This is a genomic window from Flavobacterium caseinilyticum, assembly GCF_004349085.1.
GTDB lineage: Bacteria > Bacteroidota > Bacteroidia > Flavobacteriales > Flavobacteriaceae > Flavobacterium > Flavobacterium caseinilyticum.
In genome coordinates, this window is the sequence record NZ_SMFM01000002.1 from 538,645 (window position 1) to 556,739 (window position 18,095).

The 18,095-nt window shown below is 35.7% G+C and carries 10 protein-coding genes; 1 reads left to right on the forward strand and 9 read right to left on the reverse strand.

What is annotated here, in order from left to right:
* The first annotated feature begins 145 nt into the window (after window positions 1-145).
* Window positions 146-1,237: a PAS domain-containing sensor histidine kinase gene (locus tag E0F89_RS07045; protein ID WP_131909102.1), complete on the forward strand. Its 1,092-nt coding sequence runs from the start codon at window positions 146-148 to the stop codon at window positions 1,235-1,237.
* 39 nt (window positions 1,238-1,276) lie between these two features.
* Here the strand turns inward: E0F89_RS07045 and E0F89_RS07050 are convergent, their stop codons facing one another.
* The 9 genes from E0F89_RS07050 to E0F89_RS07090 all read right to left on the reverse strand — a co-directional run bounded on the left by E0F89_RS07050 (window position 1,277) and on the right by E0F89_RS07090 (window position 18,057).
* A complete protein-coding gene (locus E0F89_RS07050) occupies window positions 1,277-2,656 on the reverse strand; it encodes a M28 family peptidase (RefSeq protein ID WP_131909103.1) in 1,380 nt (459 codons plus the stop codon).
* A 141-nt stretch (window positions 2,657-2,797) separates the two neighbouring features.
* On the reverse strand, window positions 2,798-4,894 hold the full coding sequence (locus tag E0F89_RS07055; RefSeq protein WP_131909104.1) for a glycoside hydrolase family 97 protein: 2,097 nt from the start codon (window positions 4,892-4,894) through the stop codon (window positions 2,798-2,800).
* A 143-nt stretch (window positions 4,895-5,037) separates the two neighbouring features.
* Window positions 5,038-7,338: a beta-glucosidase BglX gene (gene bglX, locus E0F89_RS07060; protein WP_131909105.1), complete on the reverse strand. Its 2,301-nt coding sequence runs from the start codon at window positions 7,336-7,338 to the stop codon at window positions 5,038-5,040.
* Window positions 7,328-8,041: a carboxylesterase family protein gene (locus E0F89_RS07065; protein ID WP_131909106.1), complete on the reverse strand. Its 714-nt coding sequence runs from the start codon at window positions 8,039-8,041 to the stop codon at window positions 7,328-7,330. The genes bglX and E0F89_RS07065 overlap by 11 nt, the downstream gene beginning before the upstream one ends.
* A gap of 67 nt (window positions 8,042-8,108) precedes the next feature.
* A complete protein-coding gene (locus E0F89_RS07070) occupies window positions 8,109-9,095 on the reverse strand; it encodes a LamG domain-containing protein (protein WP_131909107.1) in 987 nt (328 codons plus the stop codon).
* 54 nt (window positions 9,096-9,149) lie between these two features.
* Window positions 9,150-10,529 carry a glucoamylase family protein gene (locus tag E0F89_RS07075; protein ID WP_131909108.1) on the reverse strand — a complete coding sequence of 460 codons (1,380 nt, stop codon included), beginning with the start codon at window positions 10,527-10,529 and terminating at the stop codon, window positions 9,150-9,152.
* A gap of 86 nt (window positions 10,530-10,615) precedes the next feature.
* The gene (locus E0F89_RS07080; RefSeq protein ID WP_131909109.1) at window positions 10,616-12,085 is read right to left on the reverse strand and encodes a RagB/SusD family nutrient uptake outer membrane protein; all 1,470 of its coding nucleotides are present in this window, start codon (window positions 12,083-12,085) and stop codon (window positions 10,616-10,618) included.
* A gap of 4 nt (window positions 12,086-12,089) precedes the next feature.
* Entirely contained in the window at window positions 12,090-15,071 is a 2,982-nt protein-coding gene (locus tag E0F89_RS07085) for a SusC/RagA family TonB-linked outer membrane protein (protein WP_131909110.1), read from the reverse strand.
* 241 nt (window positions 15,072-15,312) lie between these two features.
* Complete coding sequence (locus tag E0F89_RS07090) at window positions 15,313-18,057, reverse strand: helix-turn-helix and ligand-binding sensor domain-containing protein (RefSeq protein WP_131909111.1); 2,745 nt, start codon at window positions 18,055-18,057, stop codon at window positions 15,313-15,315.
* Between the last annotated feature and the right edge of the window lie 38 nt (window positions 18,058-18,095).

Below are 18,095 nucleotides of genomic sequence, written 5' to 3' on the forward strand. Positions count from 1 at the left end.
ACATTTTAATAATGGATTTCCTTAATAAATAGCTTTCTATTATAAAAAAAATTATCTAAATTTGAAAATGTGTTTTTCTTGTAAATTAAGAGCATTTATTATATTGATATATGCCCATAATCCAAAGAAATAATTTTTATACGCAATGACAATAAAACAAATAAATCCTGATTCTGGAGTGGAATATCACTTTGATAATTTTTTTAATATCTCAGCAGATTTTATTTGTATTGCAGGATTTGATGGGTATTTTAAAAGGATAAATCCGGCTGTTTCAAAATTATTAGGATATTCCGAAGAGGAATTATATGCAAGGCCCATCAGCAGTTTTGTGTATGCACCCGACCTAAAAATTACCATAGAAACCAGAGAAGAAGTATATAAAAACAAGCCTCTTTTGAATTTTGAAAACCGCTATTTGACTAAAAGCGGGGAAATTGTGTGGTTATCCTGGACTTCGATGCCTATTGAGTCAGAGAAATTAGTGTATGCCATTGCTAAGAACATTACGCATAAAAAAAGAGTGGAAGAAGAACGCAATTTACTTCTTGCTAATCTAACGCAAATTAACAAGGAACTTACACTTTTGTCGCACAAAACATCCCATGATTTAAAGTCTCCCATCAATAATATGCTTTCTGTTTTCAGCCTTATTGATATTTCAAAAATCAATGATCCGGAAACGTTGGAACTGATAGAAATTCTTAAATTAACCAGTGAAAATTTAAAACAGACTTTAAACGATTCTATTGATGAACTCTCTGAAAATCAGAGTATCAATACGCAAATCGAAGAAATAAATCTTAATGAGTCTCTCAATGAGGTACTGAGCTCCATAAATTCGTTGGTACGCGATTCAAAAGCAGTTATTAATGTTGACTTTTCAGATTTTGAGACTGTCGCTTTTAATAAATCGTATATTAAAAGCATTTTTTTGAATTTATTAACTAATTCCATTAAATATGCAAAACCACATCAATCACCAGTGATAACTATCCAATCACGGAAAATAAATGGGGTGAACCAATTAATTTTTTCTGATAATGGACTTGGTTTTGATATGGATAAGGTAAAAGATAAAATTTTTGGTTTGTATGAAAAATTTCATAGTAATATCGACAGTAATGGTATAGGATTGTATTTAGTTTACAATCATATCACCAGTTTAGGTGGCCGAATTGCTGTTGAAAGTAAAATAAATGAAGGTGCTAAATTCACCATTTCCTTCAGATATTGAAAAAAACTGATTTTAGCACCTTCTAAAATTAGAGTGTTTTTATTTTACAATCCCATTCTGATCAATCAGATAAAGTAATGAAGCCATAGCTGCCGCTCCGAGTTCTAACTCTCTTTTATTGACAGCATCAAAAGTGTCATTTGCCGCATGATGATAATCAAAATAACGTTGTGAATCAGGTTGCAAACCAACCTTTACAATATGATTTGATTGTAACGGCCCAATATCAACGCCGGAATGTCCTTTTACAAATTTGTGAACTAAATACGGTTCGAATAATGTTGCCCAACTACTGATTTTATTAAAATTTGCTTCATCAGCTTCGATTGAAAATCCTCTTGGAGAAAATCCTCCCGAATCACTTTCTAAAGCAAAAATGTGATTTTCATTGTTTTTATTGGATTGTGTTTCATATTCTTTTCCGCCCCGAACGCCGTTTTCTTCGTTCATAAACAAAACTACTCGAAGCGTGTTTTTAGGTTTATATCCAATGTTTTTTAAGATATTCAATACTTCCATACTTTGCACACAGCCGGCGCCATCGTCATGAGAACCATCTCCTAAATCCCAGGAATCCAGATGCCCGCCAACGACCATTATTCGTTCAGGATGTTCAGAACCGGTCATTTCACCAACAACATTATAGGATAAAACATCATCAAATGTTTCACAGGACTGTTTAAAATAGAATGGTGCATTTGGATTTTCTTTTAAACTTTTGCTTAAAAGTTCGGCACCGTTTGTGCTTATCGCAGCAGCAGGAATTCGTTGTTCTTTGGCGATTTCTCCATAATTAGTTGCACCGGTATGCGGTAAATCATCCAGTCGCAGATTCATCGATCTGACAATTACGGCTAATGCTCCCAGTTTTCCGGCTTCTCTTGCTCCTGAGGATCTTTGATCTACACAACTTCCATACGCTTTGAAAGTTTCAATAAATTCAGGATTCATGGGTCTGTTAAAAAAAATGATTTTGCCTTTTACTTTTTCTTCCCCTAGTGCGGTTAATTCTTCTAAACTGTTTACTTCCAGTACAGCTGCTTGTAATCCTTTTTTTGGAGTGGCAACTGAGCCGCCAAGCGCGCATATTGGAAAAGTGATTTTTTGTTTTCCCAATCGCAGATAAGCGATTTCTTTCTCGCCCCTAACCCATTTTGGCACCATCACTTCCTGAAGATATACTTTATCTAGTCCCAGTGTTTCCAATTGCGCTTTGGTATATAAAACCGCTTTTTCGGCTCCGGTTGAACCTGATAATCGCGAACCAATTGTATTGGACAAGTGTTCCAACCAAGGGTAGCTTTTTCCATTTGTCAAGGATGATTTATAAATTTCCTTCAGAGTCTGTTCGTCTTTAGTTTGTGCAAAAGCAGTAATTCCGCTTAACAAAATTGCGGTTAAAATAATTGATTTTTTCATAGTAAATGCAGGTCTTTTTTGGTGATTTAATTTAGAACTTTGGTTTTGGTTGCTGTTGCAATTTCGTAATTCTTACCGAATATTTGATTTAAGTTCAAAAAAAATCCTGCAAGTTTTAAGTTCTTGCAGGATTTAAGTGTATTATTGGATTGGTTCAAAACTAATTGCTGTTCCTCCTCCCGGAGCTAAATTCAAATTGATTTTAGACTTACTTGTTACCACGATAGTTCTTATTTTGTAAGCAATTGGATTTTTTTGCCAGTCGGCATCTTTTGCATCTTCATAAATAATGGCCTTGTACTTTTTACCTTTTGTAAGAAAGTCTAATTTTAATTGTGATTTTCTTGCATTTTCATCGGTGATTGCGCCAAGAAACCAAGTTTCCTTTCCTTTGGTTTTTCTGGCAACTGTAATATAATCGCCGGGTTCAGCTTCTAAATATTTGCTATCATCCCAATCTGTAGCAACATCTTTTATAAACTGAAAAGCATCCGGATATTTTTCGTAATTCTCCGGTAAGTCAGCTGCCATTTGCAGCGGAGAATACATTGTCACGTACAAAGCCAGTTGCTTGGCTAAAGTAGTATGAACCTGCTCCGTTTTATTTTTATCATAATAACTCATCTTGATTTCAAATATACCGGGCGTATAATCCATTGGTCCGCCCAATTGTCTTGTAAATGGCAAAATGGTTTCATGCATAGGCGGATTTCCAACACTCCAAGCATTGAATTCATTTCCACGAGCTGCTTCAGCAGCAATATAATTAGGATACGTTCTTCCAAAACCGGTTGGTCTGGATGATTCGTGAGAGTTAATCATGATCTTGTAATCCGCAGCGCGTTTTACCACAAAATTGAAATGATTCACCATAGATTGTCCGTCATGAAACTCGCCACGCGGAATGATTTTGCCCACGTAACCTGATTTTACAGCAGGATATTCGTATTTTTTCATCAAATCAAATGCGCGATCCAAATGTCTTTCATAATTACTGACAGAACCCGATGTTTCATGATGCATAATCATTTTCACGTTTTTTGCTTTGGCGTAAGCCGAAAGCGCTGCAATATCGAAATCCGGATAAGGTGTCGTAAAATCAAAAACTTCTTCTTTCCAGTTGCCATTCCAATCTTCCCAACCTACATTCCATCCTTCTACTAAAACGCCGTCGAAACCATTTTTGGCGGCAAAATCAATGTATCTTTTCGTATTTTCGGTTGTTGCTCCATGTTTTCCTGACGCTTTTGGCGCGTTAGCAAAATTGGTGGCATTTTGCGAACCTGCATAATCCCATGTCGATTTTCCCACGTGCATTTCCCACCAAATCCCCACATATTTCATCGGTTTTATCCAGGAAGTATCCTCCAATTGCGAAGGTTCATTAAGGTTCAGAATCATTTTGGAAGCCACAATATCTCTGGCATCATCACTTATCATGATTGTTCTCCAAGGCGATACACAAGGTGTCTGTAAATAAGCTTTGTCACCTATTGCATTTGGAACCAATTGCGCTGTAAGTTTAAAAGTGTTTACATCTGCCTTCAGATGCATCACCGGATAGTTGACAACTGCAGCTTCAAAAATATTGAGGTACAAACCTGCTGGCGATTTCATCATTAATGGCGATTGAACGGTGTATTTCCCCGGAATGGATTTTACCCCAATTCCATTATTCATGTTTATTTTAGAGTTGTCTATTTCAGAAAATTTCGTTTCGTTGTACTCGTATTCGTTGCTGTCAAAATCACCAGGAATCCAGAATACTTTATTGTTTTCTGTCAAATTAAATTCAGTCACTTCATCCGAAATAATGAAATAATTTAATTCCGCTTGCTTTGGAAAATCATATCTGAAAGCTACTCCTTCATCAAAAACTCTAAAAATGATATTCATTTTCACCTTAGTTTCCTTATTGATAAGCGAAACATTAAGTTCGTTATACTGATTTAGAATACTGGCTTGTTCTCCTAAAACTGGCTTCCAAGATTCGTTGAAGCTTGAAGTTTTTGAATTCAGTATTTCAAAGTTAGCGTCTAAAGCTGGTTTTTCTTTTAATTTAATACCTAAGGCGCTTTCTAAAACGACCGCTTTGTTTTTGTAATTTACGGAATAAAAAGGTTGACCATTTGTTCCTAATTTGAAATTTAAGGCAATTTTACCCGATGGCGATTGAACGCTTTGGGCATTGCCAAAATTGAAAAGAAAGAGTAGAAAAAGAGAAAATAAACATTTCATTTTTGGATGATTTTTTAGAATTGATAAAAGTAAATAAAATAGCTGTTTTACACCGTATGACTTTTAACAAATACCGTTTTTTTGTTAAAAAAAACCCTTCAGTACAAATACTGAAGGGCCGATCATAAATAAACAAACCAAATCTATTTGATCAACTCAAAACTAACTTTATTTTCAGTCGTGGAATCCGTGCCAACGAAAACATGAAAAGTTCCGAGCTCCGCATTAAACATTAATTCTGAATTGTAAAATTTGAGTTCTTCTTCAGAAATTTCAAATTTTACTGTTTGCATTTCTCCTTTTTTAAGAGCAATCTTCTGAAAACCTTTCAATTCTTTTAACGGTCTGGTAACTGTACCAACTAAGTCTCTAATATACAGCTGAACTACTTCTTTTCCATCAAAAGTTCCGGTATTTGTAACGTCAACACTAACAATCAATTTTTCGGTCCTTTTCATCTTATCGGATGAAATTTTCACGTTTGAATATCCAAAAGTGGTGTAACTCAAACCAAAACCAAAAGGATATAAAGGTTCATTTCTTTCATCGATATAATTGGATCTAAACTTTTCGAATTTACCTTCTTTATTTACTAGAGGTCTTCCTGTATTTTTTTGATTGTAATAAATTGGCACCTGGCCTACACTTCTAGGAAACGTTGCAGTTAGTTTACCGGAAGGATTTTGATTTCCAAACAAAACGTCAGCAATCGCAGTTCCTGCCTCACTTCCTGCAAACCATGCATTCAATATTGCTGGCACCGTTGCATTTTCCTGAACCAACACCAAAGGACGGCCTGTAAATAAAACCAGTACAACCGGTTTTCCCGTTTTCAGTAATGCTTCTAATAAATCTTTTTGCGCTTGTGGAATTTCTAAATTAGTCCTGCTACTGCTTTCTCCTGACATTTCTGCTGATTCACCTAAAGCTGCTACAATCACATCGGATTGATTCGCAATTTTCAAAGCTTCCGCCAATAATTCTTCGGAAGTTCTGCTGTCACGGTGTAAGGTTTTGCCAAACATGGTTGCTTTTTCTTCGAAAGCAGCATCATAATCCAGATTGCTTCCCTTTGCGTAAAGCACCTTTGTAGCAGTTCCGGCCACTTCTCTGATACCGGCTATTAAGGATATGGATTTATCCATATTTGTAGCCACGCTCCAAGTACCTGCCATATTTTCCGTGGCATCAGCCAATGGTCCAATAACGGCAACTGTTCCTGATTTTTTCAACGGTAGCAACTGATTATTGTTTTTTAGCAAAACTAATGACTGTGCTGAAATAGCTCTTGCTTCGGCTCTGTGGCTTTTTGTGAAAATTTCCGTTTTGGCTCTTGTTTCATCGCAATACTTATAAGGATCGTGGAATAATCCCAAATCATATTTGGCATTTAAAATAAGACGAGCTGCATTATCTATTTGTTCAACGCTAACTTTTCCTTCTTCCACTGATTTCTTTAATGTCGTCAGGAAACCTTCCCCCACCATATCCATTTCAATTCCAGCATTTAGTGCCAAAGCAGATACGGTCTGCAAATCGCCCATTCCATGATCTACCATTTCGTTTATTCCGGTGTAATCAGTAACTACAAAACCATCAAAACCCCACTGTTTTCTTAAAACATCAGTCATTAACCATTTATTTCCGGTTGCAGGAATACCATCGACTTCATTGAAAGACGCCATCACCGAACCAACGCCGGCATCAATAGCGGCTTTGTAAGGAGGAAAATAATCGTTGTACATTTTTATTCTACTCATATCGACCGTGTTGTAATCACGCCCTGCATCTGGCGCGCCGTACAAAGCAAAATGTTTAACGCACGACAAAAGCGTATTATTCTTTGACAAATCATTTTGTTGATATCCGTTGACCATTGCTTTTGCGATCTGGCTTCCCAAAAACGGATCTTCACCCGAACCTTCAGAAACTCTTCCCCAACGTGGATCACGGGAAACGTCAACCATAGGTGAAAATGTCCAGTTAATTCCATCGGCACTGGCTTCTTGAGCGGCAATTTGTGCAGAACGTTCGATCAATTTCATGTCCCAAGTACAGGACAATCCAAGCGGAATAGGAAAAGTTGTCTCATAACCGTGTATCACGTCCATTCCAAAAAGTAATGGAATTTTCAATCGGCTTTTTTCGACAGCGATTTTTTGTACTTCTTTTATTTTTTGAACCGATTTGATGTTAAATAAACCACCAACCTTACCTTCTTCTATATTTTTCGCCACATTTGAACTGTTTGCAGCTCCAGTGGTAATATCACCCGAAGTAGGTAAATTCAACTGACCTATTTTCTCTTCCAGAGTCATTTTGGAAAGTAACTCTGCAACAAATTCAGTTTTAGGTTTAATTTTAATTGCCTTTTTAGTTGTCTTTTTTTGGCTGTAGCCAAAAAGTGAAAATCCAATAAGGAGTATAATAAGTTTAATTTTCATTTTGTCTGTTTTTAATTTGTTTGAACATCCAATCATAAATGTCTTGGTTGTCATATACTCTTGACCAACTGTCGTGATTTGCATCATCAAAAATTGTCAGTGCAACATTCCTATTACAGGTTTTTAATTTTTTATACATCGCAATCGAATACTCCACATTTACGACATCATCCAGCAAACCATGAAAAATTCGGGTTGGAATAGCTGCGATTTTACAGTTTTCTATCATTGGAACTCTGTCTGCAAATCCTGCAATAGGCACCAAAGCGGCAAAGGTTTCAGGATGTGCAAAGGCCAGATTCCAGGCACCCCAAGCTCCCATACTAAGACCTGTGAGATAAATTCTGTTACTGTCAATATTGTTCTCTTTCTGTATTTTTAAAATCAGACGATAGAGAACTTCTTCATTCCAATACTCATTTTCCGGGCATTGCGGTGCCAAAACATAAGCATCTAATTCATGACTTTTCAAATACTTGAACGGTCCATGTGCTTTTACTTTTTCAATATCCGTTCCTTTTTCACCGGAACCATGAAGAAAAAGAATCAGCGGCTTTTTTTCTTTAGTATTTTTTGGAATGTGTAAAGCGTACGCTAATTCGCGTTTTTGTACTATTTCGGTTTTTATGACACCAATTACCTCACTTTGTGAAAACGAAAATTGGGTTGCAATCAGCAGAAGAAAAAGAAGCATTTTATTCATTAAATAATGAATTTAAAAAAACAGATTGCTTTTTAGATCAAACAATCTGTTTTTATTTTATTAATTATTATCTTTTTGTTTTTTCCAATTTATAAAGAGCAATTACTTCGCTAGGACTCAATGCTGATTTGTAAATTCTCATTTCATCCAACAATCCAGCATAATCTGTTGCCCAGCCTTCGTCTCCATGTGTAGTTGTTAACGATGGTGAAGTACTGAATTGATTGGATCCAATCACTATTTGCGATAAATTTGGAGTTGCAAAAACCAAAGCACCGTATAATGGAGCGTTGTTAGGATTTGCGTTGCTTCCGTCAGGTCCGCCCGGATTATCACCATATAAGATACAAGATCCGTTTAAATCTGTAAAAGGACCATATGGCGTACCGTAAATACTGGTAGTGCCTTTTTCTCCATTTTTGTAAACGGTATATCTCGATGTCGCAGCATCATAGGTCAAAATAACATGGATCCAAGTGTCAATTGCGCCATCGATATTAAAAATTGGTCCTTGTCCACCCCAAGCAACTCTTTTGTTTTCGATTCCCATTTTCAAACGAAGTGTGTTAGGTCTGGCATTATCAGGGTTTTCAAGAAATAAGTTTAAACCTCCCCAAAAACCAGCTGGATTTACCAACGAAAATATTCCTTGAATCCCTTTTCCTTGTCCCGGAGCACCACCATCAGGAACGGTTTGACCAGATTTCATCCAAAAACTGAAACTGAAACTGCTTAACGCGCCCACAGCTGTTGCATTATTGTAAACTGCATAACGCTCTTGCATATTTGAGCCTTGAAAAGCCTGTCCTTTAATCCCATCAGTATAGGCAACGTTTTTTCCTATGCCGGTAAGACCTCCTTTTGAATCTGCGATGTTACCATCAAAACTCCATTTTGCAATAAGGTTATCTGCATTTACTTCATCTGAGGTATTATAAGAACCTACTGGCGGTAAATCCAATGGCTCGTTGCTGTCTACATTATCGGAACAGCTTGTCAGTAACTGCATCGAAAGCGCAGTAGTCAGACAAAATATTTTAATACTATTTTTCATGTTTTATTTTTTTTAAATTATTAATAATTTTGGTATTCCTTTTACCGAATTTGGTTAAAAACCATATTTACCAGAATGAAAACCAAGATTAATCAAACCTTGTTTTACCTCAGGAGCATTCATAAACAATTGCCACAATAAACCTGTACGATAATTTTCGAGCATAACCATTTCCGGTCCTTGGTCTATTGCCAGATAGCGTTGTGCTGTCCATTGGTACTGCTGACTGTGAGCATCATAAAATCCCGCCACACCCCAAGTTTCATTTTTATAATTTTCATATAAATTTCGGATGAATGCTTTCGATTCTACAGGAGTATACACAATCGAACTTATCGCTGCCGTTGGCGAAATAACGCCTTTGTCATTGCTTGGCATATGTGCATCATATCCTATTGAACCATCGCCATTGCGGGAATACGAAGCCGTCAATCCCCAATAATTAGCACCGTATCCTTTGAAACCTTTTGGATTGGCAACGGCATATAAATAATTAATTTTAGTATGATTGGAATTCACATCCCAATAATTAGCATATTTATCAGTCAACTGATTTGGATCTAAACCTAAATAAGAATAGTGAGCCCAAAATAAAGGTCCGCCAAATTCTTCGGCACCATTGTGTTTTAAAATCAATGGGAGGTTGTATTTAGTTTTAGCTGACACTATGCCACCACTTCTTGCCCAACCTTCATGATACGCCGCCGGAGCAATTGCATGTGTTGGAGAAGCTGCTGCCATAACATAAGTAATCAAACATTCATTGTAGCCTTCCAAAGGAAAATTCATTTCCCAATTGTAATTAGGAGACCAATGCCAGAATAATTTATTCTGGTTATTTGTGTACCATTGCCAGTCCACTCCTTTCCATAACACATCGAATTTTTGAGCTACTGCTTTCTCTTCTGTTGTTCCGTTTTTAAAGTATTCTCTAACGGTTATCATTCCTGCCACTAAAAAAGAAGTTTCCACTAAATCTCCACCGTTATCTTTTGTACCAAAAGGGATTACGCGGCCTGTAGTTCCGTTTATCCAATGAGGCCACGCACCATGAAAACGCTCCGCAGTACTCAAAAAATTAGCGATTTTGTTTAGACGTTCTGCGCCTTGTGTTTTTGTAATGTAACCACGAGACATCGCCGAAACGATCGCCATTAAACCAAAACCAGAACCACCTGTAGTGACAATATTTTGGTCAAAAGTGGGATCCTGAGGGATATAACGTTCTCTTGCCATTCCGGAATTTGACTCGGCATACTCCCAAAAATAAGCAAACGTTTGTTTTTGCACTACCTCTAATAATTCCTCGTCCGTTAGTTTAACAGCCGGAGGAACAACAACAGGAGTAGTTACTGAAGGACCCTTATCTGTGCTTCCGGAGGAGTCACATCCAAGAAATGTAAGGAGCATAAATAAAGCTGAAAATTTAATCATTTTTAGATTTTTTATGTGGTTTTCCTCGCCTCTGTCTCTTCCCCAATTACATCAGGAAAGAGAAAAGGTTTGGGATTTATTTTAAATTAATATCCTGGATTTTGCGTGGATTTTCCGTTTGACTGCGTTATAAATTTTTGAGGAATAGGAAACAATTCATGTTTTCCTTCCACAAAAGTTTTTCCATCCGCCGCCATAACCGATTTTGCCTGACCCGTTCTCACGATATCAAACCATCTGTCATGTTCAAAAGCCAATTCATGTCTTCTTTCAGCTCTAATTGCCGCTCTCAGTGCAACTTGTCCTGTAGCAGTTGTATTTGCTAATCCAGCTCTGTTTCTAACTTTGTTCAAAGGCCCCGTTACATCACCTGTTCCGCTTTCATTTGCAGCTTCAGCTTGCATTAGTAGCACTTCGGCATAACGCAACACACGAATGTTTTTTGTAGTTTCCCAATCGCCGTTGAACGTTTCCTTGGTATTACTTACATACGCTTTTTCATTATATCTAGGATTAGCAACCAGCGGAGAAACTACTCTTCCATCCCACATGGTCTCTCCTGCGAAAATAATCGTAGCATCTTTTCTAACATCACCAGCTTCATACGAATTGGTTAAGCTTTCTGTTGGTGTATTGAAACCCCAACCCCAACCACTTGTTCCTCTGGCTCCCTGAGAAACCATATAACCTTCAATTCCTTGAGAAGGATTTCCGCCGTAACCGCGGATTTCAAAGATAGATTCAACGCTATCTTCTCCAATTTCTCTCCAAATTGTAGCATAATCATTCACTAAATTATATCCTGTAACAGCAGCACTTTGATCTTTTACACCTTGCCAATTACGCTGATATAAATACACTTTGGCCAATAAAGCATGAGCAGCACCTTTAGTAGCTCTACCTAAATCAGAACTTGCATACCCTGATTTTTCAGGAAGTGCTCCGATAGCTGCTAATAAATCAGTTTCGATGAATTTATACACATCCTCTTTCGATTTACGTATCAATGTCATATCCGTATCTTCAACAGAAGATGGTACTGGAACGCGATCCACAATTGGAACTCCACCATAACATCTTACCAAATTAAAATACATTAAAGCACGTAGAAATTTAGCTTCACCTGTTAACCTTGATACAACAGCAGCATCAGCTTTGTCTAATTTTGGAAGGTAGTTCAGCGCAATATTAGCCTTACTAATTCCTTGATAATTTGTTTCAAAAACTTGTTCAACGGATAATGAAGTTGCATCCATAGTAAGTGCGTCAAGCTTGTCTTTATCTGCGCCTGTATCACCGGGATCTGAACCTTTATCAGCATCATCTGAGGTCATACTTGTTAATCCGTTCCATGCAAAAGAACTTGCGTTAAAACTCAACGCATTACTGTAAATAGCGGTTACAAAGCTTTTTGCACCATCATTGTTATTATAAATTGATAATAAATCTGCTTCGGCTATATTTTCTGTTGGAGCCACTTCTATAAAATCGTTAGAACAATTAGTAGAAAGTAGCGCAACCGCCGCTAATGTCATGGGTATTAATATTTTTTTCATCTTGTTAAAATTTTACGTTAGCACCAATTAAAAATGAACTTAAAGTAGGATAAGCATCAAGCTCTATTCCTTGTAGTCCCATTGGATCTCCATCATTATTCAATTCAGGAGAATATCCAGTGAATTTTTGAGATATGAATGGGTTGATTGCACTTGCATATATGCGAATTGCAGAAATTGAAGTTGTAATTTTAGGCAATGTGTATCCTAAAGTAATGTTATTTACTCTAAGAAAAGCACCAGATTCTAAATAGTAATCTGAAGATAATGGCACTGAATTAAACGGTGCTGGATTTCCTGCATTCGTATTTGCTGATGTCCAAAAATCAGTAGCAATACTTGCTTCTATATTTTCATTACCAAAACGTTGTGCTTTTTTACCATTGTAGACTTTGTTTCCGCCAACGCCATAAGCATCAACTGAAAAATCGAAGTTTTTGTATTCGAAACCTACATTCATACCATAATAATAAGTTGGCAAAGAAGATCCAAAGAATTTTCTGTCTGTTTCAACCGGATTCGAAGTTATTCCACCATCTTTATCAAAATAAGTAAAATTCCCATTCGCATCGTAACCAGCTACTTCAAATAAATAAAAACTTCCCAACGGCTGTCCTACTTCTAATCGTTTTGTGAACTGTCCGTTGTTGATGCTACCACCATTTTGTCTAATCGCCAAAGGATTAAAAACATTTGATACTTCATTTCTATTATTCGAATAATTCGCACCAATCCAATATTTTAAATCATCATTGATGTTGTCATCCCAACGCAAAGCAACTTCGAATCCAGTATTTGATATTTCCCCTGCATGAGCTGGAGTTGCCCCTGTACCCACAGTAAGTGGAGGAGTAACATTAAGAACAACATTAGAGGTGTTTTTATCATACCAGTCAAAAGATCCAGATAATTTATTTTCTAACGCTCTAAAGTCTAAACCAACAGAAGTTTCCTCCGTGACTTCCCAACCTAAAGTAGGGTCAATAAATGATCCGATAGTAGTTCCTGAATAAAGAGATCCACCAAAATCATATCCTAAACCCGCACCAGAACTAAATGTTTGTTGGTTAATAGGAACATTTTGATTTCCTAATCTTCCCCAGCCACCGCGTAGTTTTAAGAAATTGATTGTCTCGTTTTCAGCTAAGAAGTCTTCTTTTGAAAGAATCCAACCTAAACCAAAGGACGGGAAATTACCCCATTTATTATCTGCACCAAATTGTGAAGAACCATCTCTACGAATTGTACCCGTAAAAAGGTATTTTTCCATTAAAGTATATTGGAATCTCGCAAAGTAACCAATTAAATTTCTTTGGTTTCCAATAGAATGTCTTGTTACAAGGTTATTTGAGGGCGCAGTTGACTGATTCAAACTCCAGTAATTTGAGTTTTCAGGTACATTTCTTCCTCTTACTTCTAATTCTTCGCGGCTTCCAAATTCCTGAGCTGACATCCCTAAGGTTAGTTCAACATCATGAATCTCGGCAAACGTTTTATTATAAGTCAAGAAATTATCAAAATTCCAGTTGAAGTAATCACTTCTTCCCGTAACTAATTCATTTATTGGGTCAGCGGCGGAATAATTAGCTACTTCTCTTGATGGATCTGCTGCCAACCATAATTCGCGTGAAGGTGTGTAAGAAAACCTTTTGAATGTATTGTATTCCACTCCAACTCTCGATGTAAATTTCAATTCATCAAAAATTTTGTATTCAAGTGCAAGACTTCCCTGAAGCAAAAGATTATTTTGTTCTTCTGTAAAATAATTTAAATCAGCTACTGGATTACCAACATTATTAAACAATTGTCCTGTTGTAGATGCTTGTCCATCAGCGCCAATAATTGGTCTTCCCCAACGTCCGTTATCATACAATACCGGCACTAAAGGTGACTGCTTGTATGCAGAAGTAAAAGCTGACAAAGGTTTTGGTGTAGACTTTGAGATCGAACCACTAAAGGTTTGCATAATTTTTAATTTATCAGAAAGCTTGTAATCATTATTATTTCTGAAAGTAAAACGGTTGAAATCCAATCCGTCTAATACTCCTTTTTCGTCGTAATAATTCAAACTGAATAAATAATTGACTTTTTCAGAAGCTCCGGAAAGTGATAAGTTATTAGAGGAATACATCCCTAATCTTGTAATTTCATCAAACCAGTTAGTATTGTAACGTTGATCAGTTGAAAATCTCGTGTTTTGTTCTGCAACATCAGAATAATACGCAAAACGATTAGAACCAGCCATTTTAACTGTTCTTAACGGCGTACGAACGCCATAAAAACCATCGTACTCCACTGTAGCTTTATCTCCCTTACCTTTTTTAGTGGTAATAATAACAACTCCGTTAGCCGCCTGATTTCCATAAATTGCTAATGATGACGCATCTTTTAGTATATCAAAAGAGGCAATATCATTTGAATTTAAGTTGTTGATATTTTTTGTAGGAATCCCATCCACTACATACAAAGGCGTTCTGTCAGCACCGTAAGTACCTATACCTCTAATGATTAATGACGGTGAACTTCCAGGAACATCAGTACCAATAACCTGAACACCAGCTGCTTTTCCTTGAATCGCTTGTGTGGCATTCAAAACCTTGGTTTTAGTGATATCCGTAGAGGAAAGTTGTGAAATCGCACCAGTATTATCTGATTTTTTTCTTGAGCCGTACCCAATAACAACAACCTCTCTCAACTCAGTATCTTGCGATTCATTTAACGTTATGCTCATTGTGCCGGCAGTTGCAGTTACAGACATTGCATCAAAACCGACCATACTTATTTTTAGTATCTCGCCCACTTTGGCATTGATATTAAAATTACCATCGAAATCTGTATCAGCTGAGGTATTAGATTCAGTTGCAATCACACTTGCTCCGGGAATACCCATTCCTCCTTTATCTAATACTTTTCCCTGGATTACTTGACCAGACATATATGCTGGAAGCAGCATAAGTGCTAAAAAGCTAAAAATAATATTTCTCATATGTTAATAATTTGTTTAAGTTATTACAGCCAAAGTAAATAATTACAACGTTATAGTAAGCAAAACGAAAATACTACATGAATACATCAAAACGCAAAAGCATTTCAATAAATCAGCGTTTAATAGTAGTTAAGAAAGGTTTGAGCAGCTTCGGCTGCAGGTGTATGATGTAGTAATGATGTACTCTAATTTCGCAATAAAAATGGTGTTTCACTAAATTATCCCTAAATATAATTCCTTTTTATAAGGTTAATAAAAATTTAGAAAGGTTTTCCTCTTGATTTAAGTTCAGCTTTTTACGTAAACGATAACGATGTAGTTCAACTCCACGAAAAGAAATATTCATCAATGGAGCAATTTCTTTTGAAGAAAGATTCATTTTTAAGTAAATGCAGAGTTTGATATCTTTTGAAGTAAGGTTGGGAAATTTTTTAGATAGCTTAATAATAAACTCATTGTGAATTTGATTCAAATTTGTCTCGAATGTTTCCCATTCATGCTTGTTAACCGCATTAATTTTTATCGCTTTTTTTATCTCACTCTTTAATTTGTTGAAATCCATTTCTGAATCTAAAATTCCCTGAATATTATCTATCATTTCGCTTTGCTTTGCAATTGAAAGAGATTTACCAGCAACTTCAGATGATTTTGTTTGCAGTTCAAGTTCAAGAATGTGCTTTTCATATTCTTGAATATTCAGTTCATTTTCTGCTTTCAGTTCCATTTCCAGTATTTCCTTCTGATGTTTTAATTCCTCGTCCCGTAATTCAAGTTTCTGAACATATTGCATTTTATTCCATTTATAATACAAATATAATATGACACCTATAAGAACAAGATATAACAAAATCATCCAGAACGAGATGTACCATGGTTTCGCCACGTTGAATTCGAAATTGGAAACTTGATTATAATTTAATCCGTCGTGTTTATAAATAATGACATTATGCTGACCGCTGCTCAGGTTATTTAAAATAATTAATCCCTGTTTTATCGGAATAAAAGCGCTTCCATTGTTTATTTTATAGAATAAGTTAGGTTTTGCAGCACCAAATTTTCCTGAAATGACATTTATTTTTATTTCAGAATTGTAGTTAATTTTCGATTTGTTTTCAACCAGCCGATCCGCATTAAAAGCTTCTACTTTGACAGTAGTATTTTGCGTACCACCATATTTTAATTGAAGAGAAATAAAACCATCATCCAAATTCAACAAATAGTTGTCCTTGTCTTTGAAAATTTTCAAATTATCATTAATTATCTTCCCTTTATAGTATTTTTCCTGAATTACATTCCATACAAATTTATTTTCATTTGCAAAAATATGATATAAAAACCCTTCTTTTAAAACTAGGAAATGATTGTCATCAATAGCTGCAATATCTGAAACAAACTTAAAATTGGAATTAAAAAATTCATTTTCTTCTAAGTTATTGCTGATCGCATTATAATTAAACCAGGAATTGTTTATCAAGAAAAGAATCTCATTCCGGAATTCAAATATTTTTACTCCAAAATCATTAGCAATTTTACCGCGCTGAGTAATGTTTTCAACTTCCGTATTTTCATCAGAATCATTGTATTTGATGCGATATAATCCACGATAATTATCTGCAGCCCAAATTTCGTTTTTTCTGTTTTGTGCCACGTATTTTATAGGTTTCAAAAGTCCTTGCACCAACCTATTTTGATTTAAATTATTGACATCATTATAAATGATAACGCCGCTGTAGGTAGCTTGCAAATAGGAGTTATTAATGTTACTTTTCGCTAAATTCCAACCTCCGTTAATGTTGTTTAACTTAGAAAAAATTCCTTTCTCATAAAGAAAAGTACCTTCATTATGACCTATAATAAACTTATTGTTTACCTTACTGATGTTCCATGCCTGACCCTCGGTATCAGGAATCATAGAAAATTGATTGCCCTCAAATGTAAAGACACCATGATTGGAAGCCATTAAATAACCTTTCTCTGTCGCTGCTACGGAATATACAGAACCTAAAACTCCCGAATTATCATAGAAGATCGATAATGGCGAATTGACCTCAACATGTGCAATTCCGTTATCGAGTCCCAACCACAAATCATTTTCTTTATCTACACCCAGACTCAAAATTGAATTGTTCATCAGTACATTACTTCTGTTAATGTTTTTAAAGGAACTGGAATTCATATCAAAAATATAAATACCCTTATTCGCAGTACCAATTACTAACTGATTGTTTTTTATAAATTTAGCCACATTAATATTGGCCATTTTTACAAGTTCATTTAATGGGTTTTTCCACGGACTCAGGATTCCATTTTCGTCGATGTAAATTCCATTTTTTTTAGTAAAAATATAAGTTTTATTTTGATACTTTTCAATGGCATGAATAACATTATTTTCTAAAACGTTCCAACCTTTTACTTTTTCAATTTTGGAATTATTCATTTTATAAATCCCTTTTTCTACAGAAGCAATTAATAGCTCATTGCCGACAACAAAACAGTATGAAATAAGAAATGGAAGCTTCGTTTTTTTAATTTTATTGTTTTCTAAAACAAAAATTTCATTGAATGACTGAAAGTGAATTTTATTATTGAACTTGAAAATCTTCCAAATTTCCTCGTTTTCCTTTTCATCAAAAACATTTTTCCCTTTTGAAATGGAAGTGTAGTGCATCTTCCCCGCCTTTCTAAACCAATATCCAAATTCCTTGTACGAACCGGAATAAATCTTGTCACCATCGACCATAATAGAACGGATAATCGTTTTATTTGGCAACATGTTTTTTTCCCATTTTACTCCATCGTAACGCAATAAGTAATGATTATTGGCAAAATACATCGCTTCATCACTTCCCTGCGCAACATTCCAAACTTGGTTGTCACCCTGATAATTTGATTTATTGTAGTTTTCAACAAAAGGAAGCAACTCTTGCGCATTCAGTTGAGATGAAATAATAATGAGAAGGAGGATAATTGTAATTCTTACTTTCAAAATGCGGTGTTTTATCTTCAAATATAAACAGATTTCTT

Coding starts and splice junctions, on each gene's coding strand:
- E0F89_RS07050 (WP_131909103.1), bottom strand. CDS start 2,656: ATGAAAAAATCAATTATTTTAACCGCAATTTTGTTAAGCGGAATTACT.
- E0F89_RS07045 (WP_131909102.1), top strand. CDS start 146: ATGACAATAAAACAAATAAATCCTGATTCTGGAGTGGAATATCACTTT.
- E0F89_RS07075 (WP_131909108.1), bottom strand. CDS start 10,529: ATGATTAAATTTTCAGCTTTATTTATGCTCCTTACATTTCTTGGATGT.
- E0F89_RS07080 (WP_131909109.1), bottom strand. CDS start 12,085: ATGAAAAAAATATTAATACCCATGACATTAGCGGCGGTTGCGCTACTT.
- E0F89_RS07070 (WP_131909107.1), bottom strand. CDS start 9,095: ATGAAAAATAGTATTAAAATATTTTGTCTGACTACTGCGCTTTCGATG.
- bglX (WP_131909105.1), bottom strand. CDS start 7,338: ATGAAAATTAAACTTATTATACTCCTTATTGGATTTTCACTTTTTGGC.
- E0F89_RS07065 (WP_131909106.1), bottom strand. CDS start 8,041: ATGAATAAAATGCTTCTTTTTCTTCTGCTGATTGCAACCCAATTTTCG.
- E0F89_RS07085 (WP_131909110.1), bottom strand. CDS start 15,071: ATGAGAAATATTATTTTTAGCTTTTTAGCACTTATGCTGCTTCCAGCA.
- E0F89_RS07055 (WP_131909104.1), bottom strand. CDS start 4,894: ATGAAATGTTTATTTTCTCTTTTTCTACTCTTTCTTTTCAATTTTGGC.